This window comes from Alteromonas sp. KUL150, assembly GCF_009811475.1.
GTDB lineage: Bacteria > Pseudomonadota > Gammaproteobacteria > Enterobacterales > Alteromonadaceae > Alteromonas > Alteromonas gracilis.
This window is the reverse complement of record NZ_BLIJ01000037.1, coordinates 129,401-150,785: the sequence shown is the minus strand read 5'-3', so window position 1 is coordinate 150,785 and position 21,385 is coordinate 129,401. Positions and strand designations below refer to the sequence as shown.

Sequence of the window (21,385 nt, the reverse complement as noted above, 5' to 3'; positions counted from 1 at the left end):
ATCTATGCGGATTGGTATTACAGTATTAATACTCAACAATTAGCATTCTGGATCGTGGAAGCCGGTGATAGTTTAGTATGATTCACCTTATCGTCAGCACGCGTTGTTATATCCCGAGAGCTATTTGTTTGCTGTTGGTGTGTAAAGCAACCACTGCGAAAAAAGGAAGCAATGGTTACCATGCTCTAGATGATTTGAGAAATGAACTGAATAATTAAGCCAACTACGCTTCCATAAGCGAAACCGGCCCAGCCATTTGCCGCTCTGTATCGCCAAAGCGATGCGCCAAAGAAACCACACCATAGCATCGCCGCATAGGTGGATATAAGGCCGCCGCCCATACCGGTATCTGGCAAAAATAGCATGACGACAAAAGTCAGAGCCATAGCGCCACTGAGTAACACCCACATTACGTTTTTCTTATCCGCAAATGCGTTGCTTTTTGTATTCATTGAACCATTAGCATCTTGTGACAGCTTAGCGTCTTGCACTTGATCGGCACGGAGTGCCGCTTTTGCGGACCGCATTTTTCGCTCACTGCGCTCGCTTCTTGATTGGGTTTTCTTGACCTGTGAAGGCAACGTTGTTGCAGTGCTATTGGTCATGATTTACCTCATTAACTGGTTTTCAGTAATATTTTTATCCACATCCAAGATAGAGCATGATTGCAAAAACCACTATAAGACTTCGGTCTCACATGGAAAGTAGTGGCCATGGTTTTTGGGCTTCTATTTAGCACTCAATTTAAACGAATGAGCATAGATAAAACACAGGGGTAATGGTTAAAACTGCAAACAAAAAAGCCCACCTGCGCTCATAGTTATACAACAATGAAAGCGGGTGGACCTTTTATAACTTAATACTGCTAGGTATCAGTGATGGTCGCTATTCTGGCTTTTGAAGCTTACTTCTAGCAAGTTTACGCTATCAGCAAAAGTCAGGGTTTTAATATCCCCCCTACCTTCTACATTCAGTGTATTCACTTGCTTCGGCCACAAATCGCGTAATGCATCGTGGCGAATTTTTATGCCTTCAAGCACCGGCGGTTCAGCGGTTTCCTGATAAACCCAAAAGTGCTTACCTTCAACTTCAAAGCCCACATCAGCAAGCTTTAACGGCTCACCCGCTGCATTTAAAATTGCGAAGTGATGGGCAACGTAATCAGCAAATTGTTGCTGCGTGTCCACGTCATCCATAATATCGGCATGTTTATCAAACAGCGCCTTAACCGCATGTTCAGCATCATGCAAATTAAAGCGGTGCATCACTTCAATATTTTCTGTTCTAGGATTAAACAGTACTGTCGTAATTGCAGCTTTTATTTGATGTGCGTGGGCGACGTTGCTGTATGAAACAGCGCTAACAAATAGTGCAGCCATGATAGCAAATGCACTTACGCTTGCCAGCAGAGCATTAGCGCTCTGCTGCAAACGGGTCAAAGACAACTTACTCGTCATCTTTGTCCTCGTCGTCGGTTTTCAGTTCGGTCTTTGAGTCGTGCATAAGGTCGCGGTACTCGTAAGTGTTACGCGGCTTATTCTTATACGCTTCAATACGCGAAGGAATGATACGGCGCGGGTAGTGGTTATTTTCCACATCTACGTCTGCGGTTTCCCAGTGCGGATCAACGGTTACGCTTACCAGCTCTTTGTCTTTGTCGGTAACAATAAGCTTGCTTACCGCTTTAGGCGTACGACGCCAGATTTCCGCAGGAATACGCATTTCTTCTTTCGTACCGTCTTCAAAGGTTAGCTCAAGAATGATCGGCATCACCAACCCACCCTTGTTGCTGAAATCTAGCACGTAGTAGTTCTTGTCTTCTTTAACCGCACGCTCAAACGCTTTACGCTCCCAAGGCTCAAGATCTTTCAAGAATTTCTTGTACTTGTTGCGCTCTTTGTTAGTTACGGTGTAACGATCGTTTTCGTCGTAGAAATCACTGATATCTTCAAAGCGATCTACCCAAAGTTTTTTGCCTTCTTCTTTATTACGAAGGTCGGTAAGTGACTTCGGTTTTTCCATTTCTGCTTCGCGTTCGCGAGCAAAATCGATATCTGGATCTTCAGTGTCTAAACGAAGCTTATATACGCTGTCTAGGCTAATATCTACATGGTCTGTGGTGTAAAACCAACCACGCCAGAACCAGTCTAGATCAACGCCTGACGCTTCTTCCATAGTACGGAAGAAATCTGATGGTGTAGGACGTTTAAACATCCAACGCTGCGCGTATTCTTTAAACGCGAAGTCGAAAAGCTCGCGGCCAAGAATAGTTTCACGAAGAATATTAAGCGCTACCGCTGGCTTGGTGTAGGCATTAGGGCCAAGGCGAAGTACCGAATCAGACTGGGTCATAATTGGCACCTGTGTCTGAGATTTCATGTAGCCTGTGATATCACGTGGCTCAACGCCCCAAGGAATCGTAGGATCCCACTCACGACCGGCAACGCCGTCTAGGAAGCTGTTAAGACCTTCATCCATCCATGTCCACTGACGCTCGTCAGAGTTAACCGTCATAGGGAAATAGATATGACCTACTTCGTGAATAACTACGCCAATAAGGAAACGTTTCTCAGCAAGCGAGTAAGTGCGTGAACCATCGTCACGAAGCTCTGTACGCGGTCCGTTGAAGGTGATCATGGGGTATTCCATGCCGCCAACCGGGCCATTTACTGACTGGGCTACTGGGTATGGGTAATCGAAGCTGAAGCGGCTATAAACATCCATGGTGTGGATGATTGATTCTGTAGAATACTTCTGCCATAGCTCGCCACCTTCTTTCGGGTAGAAAGACATGGCCATTACCAATGGTTGAGTGTCACCGCCTTGCTGATAACCACGCGCATCCCACGCAAATTTACGCGAAGAGGCCCATGCAAAGTCACGTACGTTTTCTGCCTTAAAGGTCCAAGTTTTAAGCTTAGTCGTGCCTTCTTTTTCGTTCTCAATCGCTTCTTCTGGTGAAACGATGAATACGATACGGTCAGCTTTTTCTGCCTTTTTCAGACGGTCACGCTGTGTTTTAGTTAACACGTCTTTCGGGTTTTGAAGCACACCCGTTGACGATACGATGTGGTCAGCAGGAACCGTAATATCTACTTCGTAGTTACCGAACTCTAGCGTGAACTCACCACGGCCAATAAATTCTTTATTAGTCCATGCTTCGTAGTCGGTGTATGCAGCTAGGCGTGGGAACCACTGTGCTAGCAAGAAGATGTCGTTACCACCTTCACGTTCGTCATCAGGGAAGTGCTCGTAACCTGCACGTGCTGAAACAGCGTCTTCTTCAACAATGTTAAACGCGAAATCGATATCAAAGGTAACTTTGCTGCCTGGCTTCAACGGTTGAGCAAGGTCAACACGCATAAGCGTACCTACAACGGTATGGCGCAAGTCGTTACCCGCTTTGTCTTCTACGCGGGAAATGGTGTAGCCCAGCTCGTTGTCGTCAACAAACTGCTGACGGCGCAAAGCACCCATGCTTAGCTTCGCCGGCGCATCGCCGCTAGCAGCTTGCGTACCCGGCCCGCGGTTACCGATACCGCCAAACGTGGTAGTAAGCGCAGACATTGAATCGTCGCGGAATTTGTTTTGGTCAAGCTGGATCCACAAGTACTTAAGCGTATCTGGCGCGTTGTTGTGGTAAGTAATGGTTTCGCTTGCTTCAATGCGGCGTTTGTCTTCAAGTAGTTTTACGTCAATATCGTAATCTACTTGTTGTTGCCAATATTGGTGGCCTGGCTCACCAGCGGCGTTACGGTATACGTTTGGAGTAGGAAGAACTTCGTCCAGCTGACGGAATTTATCTTCGAAATCGCCTTTAGTTTGTTTAATAGCGGCGGTACTAGGAAGAGAAATCAGCATAGACAACACTGGCGCTAGCCAGAAAAAGTGTCGTTTTGCGGTGCTCATGCAGGTTCCTTGCAACTTGTAAGTTAGAATTGTTATAAAATAACGCATTTAAGTATATAAGTATGCACGGCACAATCCAATTTTTTGACCGTAAACTAACCATGTTTTAACGCAAAAAAACTGTAACAGAACGTTTTGTTTCCCGCTTTAACTGTCGTATTCTTAACGCCTTGTTTTCTTTTTTCTTCCCCCCTTTATGAACCGTTTTAGTTGGCAACGTGCCGTTATAAAAGTAGGCAGCGCGCTCATTGCGCCAGAAGGTAATGAATGCAGTGGTCGTTATTTACTGTCTCTCGCTCGGTTTATTACCGCCAGTCGTGAAGCTGGAAAAGACGTTATTCTGGTTTCATCTGGAAGCGTCGCGGCTGGCAGAAGTAAAGTGAAGGTTCGTCACAATGCATCTATTGCAGAGAAACAAGCCATGGCAGCAATAGGTCAGAACTTGATGATGGCAAACTGGCAGCGATTTTTCGATTTCCCCTGCGCACAAGTATTGCTCACGGCTGATGACTTACGAGATAGAACGCGCTATGTAAATATCAAAAACACCTTGCGCGAAATTTTGAATCACAATGCGTTACCCATTGTGAATGAGAACGACACCGTAGCGGTGAACGAACTTAAGGTGGGGGATAACGACAACTTGGGTGCCTACACAGCATTGGTAGCACAAGCTGACACCTTAATTATCTGCTCAGACATCGACGGCTTATTTACCGCAGACCCAAGAAAAGACCCAACTGCGACACTCATTCCACAGGTAGATAAAATAGACAGTACAATTTATCGTCTTGCAGGTGGTGCTGGCACTTCGGTGGGTACAGGCGGTATGCGTACGAAAATCGAGGCGGCAGAGAAGTGTACCAGTAGCGGTATTCAAACCCTTATTGTAAATGGTAGAAAAGGGGAAACCTTTGACGCGCTGCTTGAAGGTAAAGTGCCTGGTACGCTTTTCAATGCAAGTAGTTCACCGGCAAGCGCTCGTCGCTTATGGCTTACCCATACGCTAAAAACAGCGGGGCAAATTGAAGTCGATAATGGCGCGAAGCAAGCTTTGGTAACTAAGGGGGCGTCTTTATTACCTTCCGGCATTATCAATGTGACGGGACACTTTGAACAAGGTGATGCGGTAGAAGTGATGTGCGAAGGCGTAATCATCGCCAAGGGACTTTGCTTGTATAACGCAAAAGACTTAACCGTTATAAAAGGGAAAAAGTCGAAAGATATCGCCAGTGTGTTAGGTTATGAAACAACGGATGTTGCCATTCACCGTGACGATATGGTGCTTTACTCATAGCGCTACCCAAAAGAATCGCTGCAATAGACTACCGCACATTAAACATTAATTGGCGTTAGTCGTTCATCGATTTTCATTGTTTGCGCCAACAACAAAGCGATACATTTATTCACTAAGGGACGATCATGACTGATATTACACCAACACTCGCAGACTACCCTTACAAAGTCACGATAGCTACGCGATGGCAAGACAATGACGCTTATAGACATGTCAATAATGTTGTGTATTACGGCTTCTTTGATACCGCAGTAAACCGCTTTCTAATTGAGGAAGGTGGGTTAGATATTCACAACGGGCAAACAGTGGCCTATGTGGTGAGCAGTCAATGTCAGTACATCGCGCCGGCAGCGTATCCTGAGGATATTTTTGTGGGGCTGCGCGTTATAAAAATTGGCAGAAGTTCAGTGACATACGGTTTGTCTGTTTATGCAGGAGACAACAAACGCAGGGTAGCACACGGCCAATTTGTGCATGTGTTTGTAGACCGAAAATCTGACAAAGCTATCCCTATTCCAGTGAGCATTAAAGCCGCCCTCGAATCCATCGTTGAAGTCATGTAGGTAGCGCTGTAATGGTTAAAAAAGTTGTCTTTCTTGATGCCGAAACTATGGATTTGTCTAGCCTCGATACAAGCGCGCTCGACAGCCTTAATGCCGATGTTACCCTTTATCATCAGACTCAAATGAAAGACGTGAGTAAGCGTATTCAGAGTGTCGATGCTGTGCTGGTCAATAAGGTCGTGTTGCGAGCTGATGATCTCCGGCAGGCGAAACAGCTTCGCTATATCGGTGTGACAGCCACCGGCATGAACAATATCGATCATGATTATTGCCAACACGCTGGTATTACCGTGCAAAACGTAGAAGGTTACGGCACCGACAGTGTAGCCCAGCACACGTTAACCTTAGCGCTCAATTTGGCCACAAACTTTGTGGTTTACCAGCAAGATGTGCACAAGCAGGCGTGGTCCGCTTCACCTCATTTCTGTTTGTTGAACCATCCTGTGATAGAACTTGCGGGTAAGAACGCGGTGATTGTAGGTCATGGCGAGCTTGGTAAGCGTGTAGAAGCATTGTTCAAAGCTATGGGTATGAAAGTGAGTATTGCTGCTCGTCCCGGCAAAAAAGACGATCCTCGCCCTAGCCTAGTTTCTCTTTTACCCCATGCTGACGTGATAAGCCTTCACTGTCCGCTTACGGAAGATACCGATAAACTCATTGATGCCGATATGTTATCGCTAATGAAGCCAACGGCCTTCCTTATTAATACGGCCCGCGGCGGGCTTATTGATGAAGAAGCGCTTTATCATGCGCTTAAAAACAACCATATTGGTGGCGCGGGCCTAGATGTGCTAAGTGTGGAGCCTCCGCCTGTAGATCATATATTGCTTCAAGAGGCGTTACCTAATTTGCTGGTAACGCCGCATAATGCGTGGATTGGTAATGGCGCTAGGCAAAAACTGCTCGACAGAGCCCTTGCTCATCTAGCCGATTTTTTGGGGTAAAACGCCGCTATGAATAACGCGACCTTATTTGCTCTGTGCTGCCTGATTTGGGGCTCAACCTGGATAGCCATAACGTATCAAATAGGACACACCTCTGAAACTTTTGCTATTGCACTGCGTTATTTATTAGCGTCGGCCTGTTTAGGAATTTACTGTGTTATTAGGCGTTTGCCGCTAAAGCTGCCGTTGCATGTTCATGTGAAAATGGCCGCGGTGGGGCTTTTTCTATACAGTTTAAACTACACCTTGCTGTATATGGCACAGGCACACATTATCAGCGCGCTGTTAGCGTTGATGAGCTCCTGCATTATTTATATTAACGTGGTGCTTCGTCGCTGGTGGCTGAAAGAGCCTATTAGAAAAGAAGTCGTTATTGGCGCAACGTTTGGTCTAGCAGGCATTATATGCTTGTTTGTACCTGAGTTTTCCAAGGTAACGATGGATGCTGCTCTTGCTACTGGTCTTGCCATAGCGTTTGTGAGTTTTTTCTGCGCTTCAACGGGCAATGTCATTTCAGAACGTATTTTGACTTCGGGAACGCCCGTGATCCAAATGAACTTCTATGCAATGAGTTATGCCATGGTGCTGCTCTTTATCACTTCTTTGGCGATGCCCGGTGAGCTAATTATTCCAACCGATACCGCCTTTTATTTATCACTATTGTACCTAGCGGTCTTTGGCTCAGTATTCGCGTTTGGGGCGTATATGAAGCTTTTAAAACAAATGGGCGCTGACAAGGCTGCCTATGTTGTGCTGGTATACCCTATGGTTGCGCTGGTTATTTCTACCTTTTTTGAAGGCTATACCTGGAGCGTGTTATCTGTGATTGGCGTTATTATTGTACTGGTGGGCAACGCCGTTGCTATGGGAAAAGTGCCCCGCTTTATGCGTCGCCCACCGGTGTCGAGCTAGAGTCTGTAAACCAAAGAACAATAGACCTTGATATAACCTTTTATTTGAGCGCGTTGATTTTCTTGTTTAGCTCATAAGCTGGCTCAGTGACAATAGTTTCTAGGGTTTCAATACGCGCCATCAAAGCGGTAATTTGTGCATCTTTCTCTTCTAAACGCTGCTGCTGTTTATCGGTTACGCTTTTGACAAACGGGTTGCTGCACTCGCCGTTCATCCAGTCGTTTAATCGCCACTGAAATTTTGCGTCTAGGTAGCTTGCCAAAAGCACAAGCGACGTGATGCTGCCAATTAACAATACTAAACTTAGCGTAGACATAATGTTTTCCTCATACAAATCCAAAGATTTTTAAAATTTGCTACTACAGTTGGTGAGCTTTTTGGGCTATGGCATCAAAAAGCGCGTTTATGCATGTTTAATTTAAGTAGTCAGACGCTGTTCAAAAAAATTACAACGTTTAAGAAAAAGTTTGTAATAAAAACGGGTTTGGGCAGACTGATAGAAGTAAGATAATAAAATAACAACAATTTTTGCGATTAGGGATGTAACGTTGGTGCAGGAGTTTGAGGATGTTTTTGCGCAATACGGGGCGTTACTTAGCCGCGTAGCCAACAGCTATGAAGCCAACGAGGCAATGCAGCAAGAATTATTACAAGAGATCGCTATTGCCGTTTGGCAGGGATTGTCTCGCTTTAAAGGCGACAGCAGCGTGAAAACTTATATTTTGAAGATAGCCCACAACCGCGCAGTGACTCACGTAGCAAGCCAAGTGAAGCGCCTTGATACACATCAGTATGACCACGATAACATAGGGTCTGATGGATTTTTGAGCACGACCAATTCACCAGAAGAAGTGTCCAGTCAACAACAGTCACTTGAGCGTTTACTGCACGCAGTACGGGCGCTACCTCTGCAGCCACGACAAGTGCTTACCCTTTCCCTCGAAGGCTTGAGTTACGATGAAATTGCAGATGTATGCGGCCTGACTAAAAACCATGTTGGGGTGATATTAAAGCGCGCCAGACACAGTATCATGCAGGAGCAACCGCATGCATAATTCAGATAATGAAAAACTGAATAAACCCTCAGAAGCCGTTAAAAATGAGCCAAACGATGCATTATCTGCGCTATGGCAAGCTCAAACTGTTACCACTATTAATTTAGATGAAGTAAAAGCCAGCCTCGGTAGCGAGCGAACAAAGCAGCGTTGGTACATGGTATTGGACTTATTAATGATTGTTCCTGGTATTTATGTTTTCTTTAAATATTGGGACAACATGTCGTACATCGCGCAAATGATAATTTTGTTTATCTCAATCTCCTCTCTTCCTTTTCTTGCTTACCAACTATGGCTAAGAAGCGAAGCTGCATTTTATAAAAATGCACAAACTGCTGATCATCTCGCAAAACTTACTAAGCAAATTAAGAACAATGTCAGGATCGCTTATATGACTAAACACTCAACGTGGATAGGCATGGCTTTTGGGGCAGGTCTGGCTTTAGAGCGTCTTTTCTCTGGTGAACTTACATCTGAAAAATTAGCGAGAATGGTTGTTGTAATGTCTTCAATAAGCATTGTGATGCTAATGTGGTATGTGTGGGCACACAAAAGACAGAAGCGCTTTGAACGTCAATTCGAAACGCTGAAAAGTATGGCGCAGCAGCGTTAAAAGCTGCTGTAGAATTGGCACTTTGTGAGAAACAGGTGTTGCAAACATGGAGATAGTTAAGAGCGTCTAGTTGTCAGACGCTGTGCTCACCGCTTCATTTTGTTTTGCGCTCTCTCTCTTTTCGTCAGCTTCACCGTCGTCTTCATCTTTCCGGGTTCTATTATCGCCTAAGAAAAACTCGTAGTAGAGGTCTAAGGCGAACTCTGATTGGTCTTCCAACGTGGTTTGGATAGCCTCTAAATAAAGGCTAGGTAACAATTGGTATTTGAGCGCCAGATCAGGGGGAAGTTGTCTGCGCCTTAAAGTGCTATTGGCGTCGTTGTTACTTAGTCCAACGTCCACATTATATTCCACCGATAAACGTTCGTTTATTTGACCAGTAACCGATAACCTATTTTCATTAGTACTTAAGCTGAAGTCATCAATGCCGAGTGCACTGCCTACTTGCCCCGTTAGGGTTTTGGTGTTTGACAGACCAAACCCTAAAAGTAATGCTGCATAGTTGGGGTCGGATGAACCCGAAGCATTGGGGCCTGAGCCTGTTAATAAGTAAGACAACACCCCCTGTTGATCCATCGCGGGTTCAGAAAATAAGTTAATGCTGGGTGAGTCGGCTGCGCCATCTATGCGAATACCTGCAATTACGTCATCATCGGTTTTAGCTGGGTCGCGAATGGCTTCCACCAGCAACAAAGGTTGATCGATAGGGCCGTTAAACTGTACCTCACCGGTTTGGATTATTAACTGTTGACCGTAAGCATTATAGCGGCCATTAATGATCTGTAAGTCACCATAGCCAACTAAAGCTGGCTGCGTATTGACTTTAATTCCACCGAATAAGCTTGCTGTTAACCCAAAGGCTTCAAGCTTTACCTCTTCGGTTTTGTTCTTGTCGATATTCACCATAACCGAGGCGTGAACAATATCTAACGGCTCTTCTCTTTCTGGTTCTCCACGCAAGTGAACGTCTTTTGACGGCGAAACTGCACTTTCAGGCAATGACTCTATTTCAATTCGCGCCCATGGAATATTTACTTCACCTTTTACATCCACTCGCTCTTGGGTAGCGACAATATCAATATCAGGTGACACTCTTAGTCGCACATTAGGTTGCCGGATTTCGAAGCTGTTACCTTTTAGATTGAAGTTGGCACTGGGTTTGGAAGACCAATCTAGCTCACCGGTTAGTGCGCCTTCACCCCCACCCAATACAAAGGTGCCATCTAGCGTGGCGGTTTGGTTATTTAGCGTCACTTTTTGGTTCCAATCTGCTAAAGAAACCGGCGTATCTTGAATATCAATCGCACCGTTTGAAACCGTAAGCTCACCGTTTAACGCAGGGTCGTCAATATAACCACTAAGCGTAATATTGCCGTTGAGCAAACCTGTTAGGGTTCTGATTGCAGGAGAAAGTGGCTTAAGAGGCGCTACATTTAGCCCCTCCATCACCAGCTTACCATCAAGGGGGATTCGCTGGTCAAAAGGGCGCGTATTTAGAGAAAGCGTTGCATCACCAATATCTTGGCTGGAGATAAGAGACGTGGACTCAAGCTGACCTTGCTTAATATTTCCTTTGGTTTCAATGGAGTTTATGGTGAGCGAAAGAGGCCTCGTTTCCCCTAACTGCCAAGCTGCAGAGGTCATTGATGCAGTAAAAGTCGCATCGATAGGGTCTTTAGCGGAGTAGCTGCCTTTAGTTTTAACCGTCAGTGTTGCTTCCGACGGGCTTGAAACGACGGTAGGCGCTAACTCATTTGCCCATAACCCTAGCGGTAGTGCGCTTGCTGTTACATCCCAGCTGGCTTTATCTTCTTGATAGTTTATGTTTGAAATACACAGTTCGCCTTCCTTCCGCGACGTCCAACAGTGCTGTCCAATCTTTGCTGTTGTCGGTGCAGTGCCGATATCAACGCTAAATGGGCTTGATAATGTCCACTGCATATTCGCAAGTTTTAACGCCGTATCGCTAATTTCAGCTACCCAATGGTTGTTCGACCATGCACCTTTGAGTGAAAGCGCTATATGATTGTTTGGTACCGCAAGTTCAATGTCGGCCTTGTGGTCGGAATAGGTTCCGTCAATAGTTATGTCGCCATTTAACGGCCCTTGTTGTGCAGCAGAAGCATTGATATTCGGCGTTACAGTCACACCCGAAAGGGCTAGCGTGCCGTTAGCGCGTGGGTTTTGCCAAGGGCCCGTCGCCTTTATATTGCCATTAATTGCACCAGAAACGTCGGGGTAAAGTCTATCAATGGCATTTACGTTAATCGCGATATCAGCATTTAAGTGCCGTTTATTAAGTACCTGAGCAATTGCACGAATGGCATTTTTTTCCAGTTCGTCTTCTTGAACAATATTGATATTCGTGACAAATAAATCACTGGGACCTGCATATACTGCATTGCCTTTCACTTTAAGTGGCCTACCTTGCAGGACACCAGAGATATTCAAATCTCTTAGGCTCATGTGTAGGCCGCCGGGCTCGGAGTATTGCAAAATACTGTCGATTGCGCCGTTCAGCTTTTCAGGAGCATAGGTGCTGAACTGTCGACCCGACACATTCTTCAGCGTTGTTTTGCCTTCCCAAGCAATACTTTCATTTAAATACAGGGTGCCTGTATTGGTTAAGCTGCCTTCTAATGTTTTCACGTTGGCTTGGTTAACATAAATATTGTTCTTTTTAAGCACCACATCCACAGACACCGGAACATCCCCAATGTCGGGTAAACTTGCCGCGCCATCGCCTTTTAGCGCATAGTCGCCCATTGTGCCGGTAAGGGTTAGTTGACCCTCTTTCAACGTGGCATTTTCCACTGTGGGTATGGCTTGCTTTGGCCAGTTTGCGGTGAATTCTATGGGCAGTTTGCTATCTAGCATATTGGCTATTAAATTAGCATTTGCCGTTATCGCTCCTTCGGAAGTGACTGACAGTGTTAGGTTATCTAGCGCTCCAGAGGCTGCTAGTGTCACTTTTTGTGATGTATCGTTTACCTTCGTTTTCGCATCTACAACAACATCTAACGGGTAGTTGCCGTCAAGTGTGGCGCTCACCTTTCCCTTCACTTCACCTTGGCTGTGTATCACGGCTATTTCATCAATGGCAACGTTGCTTTCTTTGAAGTGGGTTTCTAGCAGTGATATGAGTGAAATTTGCTGTTGGCTGTCTCCCTGAATGATCTGCAGGTCTTCTACAAGCAGCGTACCTAGCGAAAACGGAATAGGCGTAGCGATGGTTGGTAGTTCAGGTACCTCGTAATTTAAAGAGTAAGACGTGGGCAATGCGCTATCAGTATTCGGTGAATCTTCTTCTGCTTTTCCGGTTTTGGGGGCAGGGCTTTGAGACGCTGTCTTAGGGGCTGATTGCTGTGTATTGTTGGCAGAAGCAGTTGACGCGCCTTCCTCTGTATCTTTCGCTAACAAAGCTATACGAATGCCCTTAGTGGCTAGGCTGTCTAATACAAGGGCTTTATTTCCTTCAAAATCAACCAGCTCTAACTCGTCAATCTCAATTGTGGTGGTAAGCAAGGCAAGTTTGATATTTGAAAGCGCTAAGTAGCCAATATCAATGGGTAACGGCAGTTCAAGTTTATCGTTAGGCGATGTTTCGTTTTCGTCTGCGGGGGCGCTTGAACGCTGCGTTAGCGTCGCATTTTCTAATGTTAGTTCATTTAAGCAAACCCTAGGTTCAAATAAACAGCGCCAGGTAATGTCGATAAAGGCGTATTGCGCCTCAACTTTCCACTGAGGGTTCTCCCATTTAAGGTGATGAACTTCAAGGGTATCTGCAAATCCGCCGTCTATTGCGTCTATAGATAAATTATCAACGAACGTATTTGCCAGTAGCTTAACCGTTGGGCCACCTAATGGGCTAATCAGCAGAGCATATATGGCCACTAATAAAAAAATGGGAGAGAGTAAAATAGTAGAGAGCGTACGTTTTCTCATAGCTCAGGCCCTAACATAATGTGGAAGCCCCATGTTTTTTCATCTGGAGAAAAACCTCTGGCGATATAAACACGCACAGGGCCTATGGGAGAAAGCCAGTGAATGCCCGGACCAACGCCGTAAGTGAGCGTGGTGCTGGTATCATTAGTGGCAGTACCCGCATCAACAAAGGCTGCTACCCGCCAATTGTCTGCTACGCCATAAGCGTACTCTACGCTTGTGGTAACTAGATACTTTCCACCGATTGAATCGGGAACAAGATCACCGGTTTCTGGGTCTATAACATCTGCGGTGGGCGATATTTCTCTGTAGTCAAAGCCTCTTACGCTTTGGTCACCACCAGCGTAGAAACGCAGAGATGTAGGGACTTCATTGAAACTATTGGTTTTTATTGCGCCTGCTTCACCCCGTAACGATATTCTATGCACATCGTTGAAAGTGCGGATGAACATTGCTTCTACGACCGCTTTAGCAAAGTCAATATCTGAGCCATAGCCTTCTCTGCCAACTTGCGCCAACATCTGAATATAGCTCCCGTTGCTGATGTTAAGATCGCTGTCTTTTTCGCGATAAGTTAACGAGTAGCCCGGCAAGACAAGTGAAGTGGTGTTGGTATTAAGCTCACCTTGGTCGTAAGTTTCTCTTAAGTACGTTACAGAGCCATCATGCTGCCACGGTGAATCGTTTTTCTGCCAGTAGCGATGTGCAGATAATGAAAGTGTTTCACTTTCAAAAGACGTGTTGCTGTACTCAATAAACTGATAGCCCGCTTCGATACTGGCATAATCGCGAGTGATATTTTTCATGGGAATGCGATAATCTGCAGTAACAGACTGCTCGGGCTCTGAAATAAATATGTCAGATGAAATTGAGTGCCCTTTACTGTTTACCCATGGGCGCTCCCAGCCAAGGCGAACTCTTGGGCCAGTATCTGTGGCCGCACCAAGGGAGACATTAAAAGAGTCGGTAGGCCTGTGTTGAAGCGATACTTCAACCGGCACAAGTAAGCCATCGGCTTCACTCACCACAGGTCTGGCGATAACTCGATTAAAATATCCCGACTGATTCAAACGACGATTAAAATCAGACAGAACAGCAGACGAATAAGCGTCTCCTGATTCAAATGGTTTGAGGCGCTCTATAATCGCTTTTGCTTTGTCTTCACCAACAAACTTAAGCTCGCCAAATTGATATTGAGGGCCACTTTGCGCTATCAACAAAACGTTGGCTTGTTTTTCATCACGAACCAAATCCAGTCGAGTAGCTTGCCAGTGGAAGTCAAAATACCCATTTGAAAGAGCATAATTAAACATGGAGGACTTGAACGACTCATAGATAGTCTGGTTGAGTACATCGCCCTCTTTAAGCTTTAGTGAATTAAAACGCTCTCTAAATGCTTTGTCTTCACGACCAGCACCAATGATCTCACGGGTCACTTTGTTGATAGTTAAAGGCGCGTTTAACGTAATCTTTACCGAGACCTTGTCATCTTTCTCTATAACGACTTTCGTTTCACTATTGTAATATCCATAAGGTTGAACTGCCGTCGCAACGGTTTCACCCACTTCGTCTTGCCAATAAGGGTCGGTAAGTAGCGCCTTTTCTACATCTAGATTATTTAGATGAAGCTGAATATTGTTGCGCAGCTTACCGTTTTCTACGCCTTGTATGTTATAGGCAATCGGCTCTTGAGCATAAGCCACCGGCAACATAAAGCACGTGAAAATACACACAAATCCATATACCGAAAAAGAAATAGATTTGTGCATTCCCGTTATAAATTGTCGGAAAGGTTGGTCTTGCAAATTGGCAAGCCTGCTCCAAATTGAAGGCATGAAAAGGCTAAATCCTTAAGGTAACGCTAGGCTAAGACGCATACCGCTAAATGGTAAAGTCCGTGTACTGTACGCGATTAATAGTATCACAATTGCAATTTGTATCCCCAAAGTACGACGAGAGATCAAATAATTACGGTCACACCCAATGCATGAACGTAATGAAGCACGTTTTTTGTACATTCTTCGCTAAATTTGTATACTCGCTTTTTACCTTAGTTCGAAGCTAACCTTTGAACTAAGTTCCAATAAGAATAAAAAACAACAAGGGAATGTTATGTCTTACAAGAAGACGCAGTTATCTATCTCATTTTTTGCCGCAATTTTGCTTGCTTTGCCTTTGTCCTTAATAGGCGCAGAGCCTAGCGAGGGCAAACCTGCATACGAAGCTTTTAGTTCCTTGCCCACATACTGGACGCCGTCACTTTCGCCTGATGGTACAAAAATCGCGTTTGTGCAGAATGTTGAGCAAGAAGAAGCGTTTGCCATGCTTGCGACCTTTGATTTAGAAAAGGGGGAAAAGCATTACTTGCTTCGCTCTGACAATGAGCGAGTTAAAATAAACTGGTACAACTGGGTGAATAATGAACGCCTGGTGGTCAGCGCTCGCTATGAAACCCGACGCGGCACGACAAAAGTGCACGATACTCGCTTACTAAGTATAAAATTCGACGGCGAGGGTGGCGCATTCAATATGGTTGAATGGGAACGAATAAAGCGCCGCGCTGGAAACCCAAATCACATTCCACAGTTCCATGATGACGTTATCGACTGGCTTCCGGATGACCCAGACCATGTATTAATCGCATTAGATGCTGAGGTATTAGGGTTGCCTTCTGTATATAAAGTTAACGTTAATAACGGTAGTGTAAGTCGCATTATTCGCGGAAAAAAGCGCATTAGAGACTGGCTTACAGACCAACAAAGTAACGTACGTATTGGTATTTCTCTTAACTATGATACTGGCGAACGCGAGGTGTTCTTAAAGGAAGGTGATGATTGGCGAACCTTATTTGCCTATAACGCCATGACCGAAAAAGGTGAGTACCCTGTGGGCTTTGCGAAAGACCCCAATATACTCTATTTCAAAGGCTATAAAGGCGACTATCGCGCATTGTATACGTTAAATCTTAAGACTAATGAGCGAACAGAGGTGTTTGCCGATGACGGGTATGATGTAGACGGGAGTCTTATTTACTCACCCGTTACGCGAGATGCAATCGGTGTACGTCACGACGGCCGTTTTTATTGGGATGAGCGATATGTTGCCTTACAAAATGGTATTGATAGAGGGCTACCCGATTACGATAATACCTTGGTGAGTTTTAGCGACGATGAGCAGCGATATATCGTTTATTCAGAGTCTGACGTATTGCCTGGCGTATATTTATTGGGCGATCGCAAAAAAGGTAAGCTGGACGTGCTGTTTCAGCAATACAGTCAAATAGATTCTACTAAGTTGTCAGAGCATACCCTTATAGAGTACGAGGCGAGGGATGGCATTAAGATTGAAGCATACTTGACCTTACCAAAAGGCGAAGGCCCATTTCCAACGATCATTCACCCTCACGGCGGCCCAGGAGCACGAGACTTCAGCGGCTTCGACTATTGGACTGCGTACTTCACGTCAAAAGGCTATGCGGTCCTTAGACCAAACTTTAGGGGCTCAAGGGGGTATGGATATAGTTTTGCACAAAGCCAAATGAAAGGCTGGGGATTGGCTATGCAAGACGACATCACGGACGCCGCTAACTGGATGGTAAAACAAGGGCATGCTGAACAAGATAATATGTGTATTGTTGGCGCAAGTTACGGCGGTTATGCGGCGTTGATGGCAACGGTCAAAACCCCCGATTTATTTAAGTGCGCCGTAAGTTTTGCAGGTGTAAGCTCACTTAAACATGTCATCATTCACTCTCGCCGCTTCCTCAATAACGAATTTGTTAAAAATCAGATTGGCGATGATTTTGATGATTTGGAAGCGCGCTCGCCCTATTACAATGCAGAAGGCATTAAGACGCCTATTCTACTCGTGCACGGCGAAGAAGATCGCATCGTTCCGCCTCTTCACAGCCGCTACATGGCTGACGAATTAGAAGGCTATGACAAAGTCTTTAAGTATGTAGAACTTGAAAGTGGCGATCATCATCTGTCTATCCAACGTAACCGACACTTATTTTTCAAAGAAATGGATATGTTTTTAGATCAGTATTTGAAACCTGTTTCAAAGGACAATGCGGTGAAAGCTGGTGTTACCGTCGAATGATACCCGTTAAACGTGGCAGTATTTGAGACAAGCAAATCTAAACTGACGGCTTTTTGACCAGGTTTCAGGTATACTTGCTAAGGCGCGATTATTTCGCGCCTTTTTAATTTCCCTCATTCTATTTCATATTCGAGACTTTATGCCCCAGACATCTAATGGCGTATCTGAAGATACGGCAGTTGTGCAAAAGCCCGCCCTTGGCCTTGTTGAATTTGTTGCGTTAATGGCGACCATGACATCGCTAGTTGCTCTTAGTATAGATGCTATGCTGCCCGCACTTATCCAAATTGGTGAGTCACTAAATGTCGAGGAGGCGCATCATACTCATTTAATTGTAACCGTGTTCTTTTTAGGTATGGCGTTTGGACAAATGTTCTTTGGTCCATTCTCGGATAGCCGTGGCCGTCGTCTAACTATTCTGGTGGGCCTGTGTATTTTTGCTCTTGGTACCTTTGTATGTATGCTGGCCACCAACTTAGAGACCATGCTGGTGGGGCGGGTTATTCAAGCGTTTGGTGTTTCTGGTCCTCGTATCGCTTCAATGGCCATTATTCGTGACTTATACGTGGGTGATGCCATGGCAAAGGTCATGTCGTTTATCATGATGGTGTTTATATTGGTCCCTATGTTGGCGCCGATTATCGGCCAAACTGTGATGGAACTAACCTCTTGGTTCCATATATTCACTCTATTTTTGGTAGTCGCTACTATGGCTGGAATTTGGTTCTTCTCTCGCCAGGGGGAAACCCTGCCACGGGCAAGGCGCAGGAAGTTCTCGCGGGCACACTTTGTTAAATCATCAAAATTTATTCTGACCCACCCAGAAGTAATGGGTTACACCTTTGCCATGGGCTGTATTTTTGGGGCGTTTTTAGCGTATTTAAGCGCGTCACAAACCATATTTACCGTGTTTTACGATGTAGGTGAATGGTTCCCCTATATCTTCGCTACCCTTGCCTTTTCTATCGGTCTTGCCTCTTATTTTAACGGTAAAATGGTCATGCGGTTTGGTATGCGAAAGCTCTGTCGATTTGCCCTTAAAGGTGTGAACGCTTTTGCGGTGGTGTATTTAGCGCTGCTGTTTGCCTACGATGGTCTGCCGCCATTAATTCCTACCGTGGCTGTTATGTTTGTTGGCTTTTTCTTTGTGGGTATTTTATTTGGTAATTTAAACGCAATGGCCATGCAGCCGCTAGGGGATATGGCAGGTTTGGGTGCCGCAATTATTGGCTGCTTTTCAAGCTTGTTCTCGGTTCCCGTAGCGCTTGTTGTCGATAGTTTTTTGGATGGGAACTTGATGCCAATAGGTTGGGGCTTTCTGATCTTTTTTGCGCTGGCTTATGCATCAGTTCGTTTCGCTGAGCGCGTTCGCGAAAGTGCGGTCTAGAATATGTTGTAGAGGTTTGCCAATATAATGGTGGTGTGGCTAAAAGCACAAGTAAGAGCTGCGCTCAGTTATTAACAGGCATAAAAAAGCCCGACCAAAATGGTCGGGCAAGAGGGCTTAGTTAAGCACCTAACGACAGAAACTGTCCTAACAACTGTCTTACACTACAATAGCTTTCATGTCAGTCATGTAGCCACGCAAAGTCTTACCTACTGATTCCACACCGTGTGAACGGATGGCTTCGTTAATTTCAACAAGGCGTTTGTTCTCTACTTGATTTGAAGTAGTCGCTAAACCCTTACCGATAACGCTGGTATCAATGCTAGGCATAAATTTCTCACGCAAAATCGGAATTGCTGCGTTAGCAAACAAATAGTTTCCGTACTCTGCTGTATCTGAAATAACCACGTTCATTTCATACAAACGCTTACGTGCGATTGTGTTAGAAATTAGCGGTGTTTCATGCAGTGATTCGTAGTACGCAGACTCAGGCAGGATTCCAGCTTCTACCATCACGTCGAACGCAACTTCAACACCACATTTGATCATGGCAACCAGTAAGATGCCGTGGTCAAAAAATTCTTGTTCGCTGATTTCACCTTCGTAAGCTGGTGCATTTTCAAACGCGGTCTCACCGGTTTCTTCACGCCACTTAAGTAGGTTCGCATCGCCATTTGCCCAGTCTTCCATCATGGTGCGAGAGAACTCACCGCTGATGATGTCGTCTTGGTGCTTTTCAAATAGCGGACGAAGTAAATCAGTTAGCTGCTCAGAAAGCTCAAAAGCCTTTACTTTTGCAGGGTTTGAAAGACGGTCCATCATGTTAGTAACGCCGCCAATCTTAAGTGCTTCAGTAATGGCTTCTAGACCGTACTGGATTAATGCACCTGCGTATCCTGGGTCAATGCCGTCATCAACCATTTTCTCGAACGCAAGTACCGCAGCAACTTGTTGCATACCACATAAGATGGTTTGCTCGCCCATAAGGTCAGATTTAACTTCAGCCACAAATGATGACTCAAGTACGCCTGCGCGGTCACCGCCGGTAGCACTAGCAAGTGCTTTCGCCTGCTCCCAACCTTTACCTTCAGGGTCGTTTTCTGGGTGCACAGCAATTAGTGTTGGTACACCAAAACCACGCTTATATTCTTCACGTACTTCAGAGCCTGGACTTTTCGGCGCACACATAATTACTGTGATATCGCTACGAATTTGCTGGCCTTCTTCAACAATGTTGAAGCCGTGTGAATAACCTAACGTTGCACCTTTTTTCATAAGCGGCATTACTGCCTCTACTACACTTGCGTGCTGCTTATCAGGTGTTAGGTTGTAAACTACATCAGCTTCTGGAATAAGCTGCTGATATGTACCAACAGTAAATCCATTGCTTGAAGCGCGTTTGTAAGAGTCGCGTTGCTCATCGATGGCCGCTTGACGCAGCGCATAAGAAACATCTAACCCTGAGTCACGCATGTTCAGGCCTTGGTTAAGGCCCTGCGCGCCGCAGCCTACAATGACAATTTTCTTGCCTTTTAAGAACTGACAGCCGTCAGCGAATTCATCGCGTGCCATGAAACGGCAGCGGCCAAGCTGGTCTAACTGCTGGCGAAGTGACAGGGTGTTGAAATAATTAGCCATAAAAATTTCCGAACAACATTCATTTTTGTCAATATCAAACACCGACCTTGGCGTTGACAGACCTCGTCTATGACGACTTGGTAGTGAGACTAAAAGATTTCTTTTGTTTTGGAAAATGATATATTTGCAAGATAATATTGCAAATAGTGAAATGTTCATGGATTTTCGTAGCCTTCAACTCTTTAACCACTTGGCCACTAGCCTACATTTTGGTGTTACTGCAGAGGCCATGTATGTATCACCGTCTACCCTTAGCCGTGTGATACAGCGCCTTGAAGACGAGTTGGGCTGTAGCCTATTTAAACGTGATAATCGCAAAGTTGCGCTTACCCATAGCGGCCACAAGCTCCTGTCGTTTTCTAAACAAGCATTGCAAGAATGGCAGCAATTAAAAGTAGATTTAAAAGAAGATAACGACGCACTACAGGGTGAACTCAGCGTATTTTGTTCGGTGACGGCCAGTCAAAGTCATTTGCCCGCTATGCTAAGGCAGTTCAGGCAGCAGCACCCAGGCGTCGATATTCGCCTTATCACTGGCGATCCAGCTCTTGCGATAGAAAAAGTAAAAGGTAAACAGTGCGACCTGTCTATTGCTATCTACACACCTGATATGCCCACGGATTTACATTTTACCGCGTTAGACAATGTACCTTTGGTACTTATAGCCCCGCGAGAGTGGCGATTGACTCAGCTGAATCAGTTAGATTGGACCAAACACCAAGTTATCATGCCTGAAACGGGCCCTACGCGCCGCACTGCCTATCACTGGTTTGCCGAACACGGTATTCGCCCTAACGTTTATGCCTATGTAGGCGGTAACGAAGCTATCGTAAGCATGGTGGCACTAGAATGCGGTGTAGGCTTTGTACCTAAAGTGGTACTTGATCACTCCAGTATGGCCAACGCAGTAACACAAATTCCAGTAGCAGATATAGAGCCTTACGCGCTCGGATTGTGCTGCTTGCAAGATAAACAAAACGAGCCGCTTATTAACGCTTTTATGCAGCTTAACGTTTAATAT

General features: G+C 45.3%; 16 protein-coding genes. 9 read left to right on the top strand and 7 right to left on the bottom strand.

What is annotated here, in order from left to right; translation table 11 throughout:
- Window positions 1-185 precede the first annotated feature (185 nt).
- The 3 genes from GVO62_RS09105 to GVO62_RS09095 form a co-directional block, all read right to left on the bottom strand.
- A complete protein-coding gene (locus GVO62_RS09105; RefSeq protein ID WP_159118686.1) occupies window positions 186-605 on the bottom strand; it encodes a hypothetical protein in 420 nt (139 codons plus the stop codon).
- A gap of 267 nt (window positions 606-872) precedes the next feature.
- The gene (locus tag GVO62_RS09100) at window positions 873-1,457 is read right to left on the bottom strand and encodes a DUF6702 family protein (RefSeq protein ID WP_159118684.1); all 585 of its coding nucleotides are present in this window, start codon (window positions 1,455-1,457) and stop codon (window positions 873-875) included.
- Window positions 1,447-3,909 (bottom strand): M1 family aminopeptidase, encoded by a 2,463-nt coding sequence (locus tag GVO62_RS09095; RefSeq protein ID WP_014980757.1) that lies wholly within the window; start codon window positions 3,907-3,909, stop codon window positions 1,447-1,449. The genes GVO62_RS09100 and GVO62_RS09095 overlap by 11 nt, the downstream gene beginning before the upstream one ends.
- 196 nt (window positions 3,910-4,105) lie before the next feature.
- On the opposite strand from GVO62_RS09095, the gene proB reads away from it, so the two are divergent.
- The 4 genes from proB (at window position 4,106) to GVO62_RS09075 (ending at window position 7,625) form a co-directional block, all read left to right on the top strand.
- Window positions 4,106-5,206, top strand: coding sequence for a glutamate 5-kinase (proB, locus tag GVO62_RS09090; protein ID WP_159118682.1), 1,101 nt, complete (start codon window positions 4,106-4,108; stop codon window positions 5,204-5,206).
- Between the two features lie 125 nt (window positions 5,207-5,331).
- Window positions 5,332-5,769 (top strand): acyl-CoA thioesterase, encoded by a 438-nt coding sequence (locus GVO62_RS09085; RefSeq protein ID WP_159118680.1) that lies wholly within the window; start codon window positions 5,332-5,334, stop codon window positions 5,767-5,769.
- A gap of 11 nt (window positions 5,770-5,780) precedes the next feature.
- Window positions 5,781-6,713: a D-2-hydroxyacid dehydrogenase gene (locus GVO62_RS09080; protein WP_159118678.1), complete on the top strand. Its 933-nt coding sequence runs from the start codon at window positions 5,781-5,783 to the stop codon at window positions 6,711-6,713.
- Window positions 6,714-6,722: 9 nt separating this feature from the next.
- Window positions 6,723-7,625 (top strand): DMT family transporter, encoded by a 903-nt coding sequence (locus GVO62_RS09075; protein WP_159118676.1) that lies wholly within the window; start codon window positions 6,723-6,725, stop codon window positions 7,623-7,625.
- A 40-nt stretch (window positions 7,626-7,665) separates the two neighbouring features.
- On the opposite strand, the gene GVO62_RS09070 is transcribed toward GVO62_RS09075, so the two are convergent.
- Window positions 7,666-7,941 carry a hypothetical protein gene (locus GVO62_RS09070; RefSeq protein ID WP_105932434.1) on the bottom strand — a complete coding sequence of 92 codons (276 nt, stop codon included), beginning with the start codon at window positions 7,939-7,941 and terminating at the stop codon, window positions 7,666-7,668.
- A gap of 232 nt (window positions 7,942-8,173) precedes the next feature.
- Here GVO62_RS09070 and GVO62_RS09065 point away from each other — a divergent pair, with 232 nt between their 5' ends.
- Window positions 8,174-8,680: an RNA polymerase sigma factor gene (locus GVO62_RS09065; protein ID WP_159118674.1), complete on the top strand. Its 507-nt coding sequence runs from the start codon at window positions 8,174-8,176 to the stop codon at window positions 8,678-8,680.
- On the top strand, window positions 8,673-9,293 hold the full coding sequence (locus tag GVO62_RS09060; protein ID WP_159118672.1) for a hypothetical protein: 621 nt from the start codon (window positions 8,673-8,675) through the stop codon (window positions 9,291-9,293). Before GVO62_RS09065 ends, GVO62_RS09060 begins: the two co-directional genes overlap by 8 nt.
- A 66-nt stretch (window positions 9,294-9,359) precedes the next feature.
- Here GVO62_RS09060 and GVO62_RS09055 read toward each other — a convergent pair whose 3' ends face one another.
- Window positions 9,360-13,238 carry a translocation/assembly module TamB domain-containing protein gene (locus tag GVO62_RS09055; protein WP_159118670.1) on the bottom strand — a complete coding sequence of 1,293 codons (3,879 nt, stop codon included), beginning with the start codon at window positions 13,236-13,238 and terminating at the stop codon, window positions 9,360-9,362.
- On the bottom strand, window positions 13,235-14,950 hold the full coding sequence (locus GVO62_RS09050) for an autotransporter assembly complex protein TamA (protein WP_373996017.1): 1,716 nt from the start codon (window positions 14,948-14,950) through the stop codon (window positions 13,235-13,237). Before GVO62_RS09050 ends, GVO62_RS09055 begins: the two co-directional genes overlap by 4 nt.
- Window positions 14,951-15,350: 400 nt before the next feature.
- Here GVO62_RS09050 and GVO62_RS09045 point away from each other — a divergent pair, with 400 nt between their 5' ends.
- Window positions 15,351-17,339 carry an alpha/beta hydrolase family protein gene (locus GVO62_RS09045; RefSeq protein ID WP_236547113.1) on the top strand — a complete coding sequence of 663 codons (1,989 nt, stop codon included), beginning with the start codon at window positions 15,351-15,353 and terminating at the stop codon, window positions 17,337-17,339.
- Window positions 17,340-17,478: 139 nt separating this feature from the next.
- Window positions 17,479-18,726, top strand: coding sequence for a multidrug effflux MFS transporter (locus tag GVO62_RS09040; RefSeq protein ID WP_173359255.1), 1,248 nt, complete (start codon window positions 17,479-17,481; stop codon window positions 18,724-18,726).
- 159 nt (window positions 18,727-18,885) lie between these two features.
- Here GVO62_RS09040 and ilvC read toward each other — a convergent pair whose 3' ends face one another.
- Window positions 18,886-20,364, bottom strand: a complete 1,479-nt coding sequence (ilvC, locus tag GVO62_RS09035; protein WP_159118666.1) for a ketol-acid reductoisomerase — start codon at window positions 20,362-20,364, stop codon at window positions 18,886-18,888.
- A gap of 157 nt (window positions 20,365-20,521) precedes the next feature.
- Between ilvC and ilvY the strand changes: the two genes are divergently transcribed.
- Window positions 20,522-21,382 (top strand): HTH-type transcriptional activator IlvY, encoded by an 861-nt coding sequence (ilvY, locus tag GVO62_RS09030; protein WP_105932706.1) that lies wholly within the window; start codon window positions 20,522-20,524, stop codon window positions 21,380-21,382.
- Window positions 21,383-21,385 lie beyond the last annotated feature (3 nt).

What these genes read in the sequence shown, in the direction of transcription:
- GVO62_RS09105 (WP_159118686.1), bottom strand. Translation starts at nt 605, where the DNA reads ATGACCAATAGCACTGCAACAACGTTGCCTTCACAGGTCAAGAAAACC.
- GVO62_RS09100 (WP_159118684.1), bottom strand. Translation starts at nt 1,457, where the DNA reads ATGACGAGTAAGTTGTCTTTGACCCGTTTGCAGCAGAGCGCTAATGCT.
- GVO62_RS09095 (WP_014980757.1), bottom strand. Translation starts at nt 3,909, where the DNA reads ATGAGCACCGCAAAACGACACTTTTTCTGGCTAGCGCCAGTGTTGTCT.
- proB (WP_159118682.1), top strand. Translation starts at nt 4,106, where the DNA reads ATGAACCGTTTTAGTTGGCAACGTGCCGTTATAAAAGTAGGCAGCGCG.
- GVO62_RS09085 (WP_159118680.1), top strand. Translation starts at nt 5,332, where the DNA reads ATGACTGATATTACACCAACACTCGCAGACTACCCTTACAAAGTCACG.
- GVO62_RS09080 (WP_159118678.1), top strand. Translation starts at nt 5,781, where the DNA reads ATGGTTAAAAAAGTTGTCTTTCTTGATGCCGAAACTATGGATTTGTCT.
- GVO62_RS09075 (WP_159118676.1), top strand. Translation starts at nt 6,723, where the DNA reads ATGAATAACGCGACCTTATTTGCTCTGTGCTGCCTGATTTGGGGCTCA.
- GVO62_RS09070 (WP_105932434.1), bottom strand. Translation starts at nt 7,941, where the DNA reads ATGTCTACGCTAAGTTTAGTATTGTTAATTGGCAGCATCACGTCGCTT.
- GVO62_RS09060 (WP_159118672.1), top strand. Translation starts at nt 8,673, where the DNA reads ATGCATAATTCAGATAATGAAAAACTGAATAAACCCTCAGAAGCCGTT.
- GVO62_RS09055 (WP_159118670.1), bottom strand. Translation starts at nt 13,238, where the DNA reads ATGAGAAAACGTACGCTCTCTACTATTTTACTCTCTCCCATTTTTTTA.
- GVO62_RS09050 (WP_373996017.1), bottom strand. Translation starts at nt 14,950, where the DNA reads ATGTTGCCGGTGGCTTATGCTCAAGAGCCGATTGCCTATAACATACAA.
- GVO62_RS09045 (WP_236547113.1), top strand. Translation starts at nt 15,351, where the DNA reads ATGTCTTACAAGAAGACGCAGTTATCTATCTCATTTTTTGCCGCAATT.
- GVO62_RS09040 (WP_173359255.1), top strand. Translation starts at nt 17,479, where the DNA reads ATGCCCCAGACATCTAATGGCGTATCTGAAGATACGGCAGTTGTGCAA.
- ilvC (WP_159118666.1), bottom strand. Translation starts at nt 20,364, where the DNA reads ATGGCTAATTATTTCAACACCCTGTCACTTCGCCAGCAGTTAGACCAG.
- ilvY (WP_105932706.1), top strand. Translation starts at nt 20,522, where the DNA reads ATGGATTTTCGTAGCCTTCAACTCTTTAACCACTTGGCCACTAGCCTA.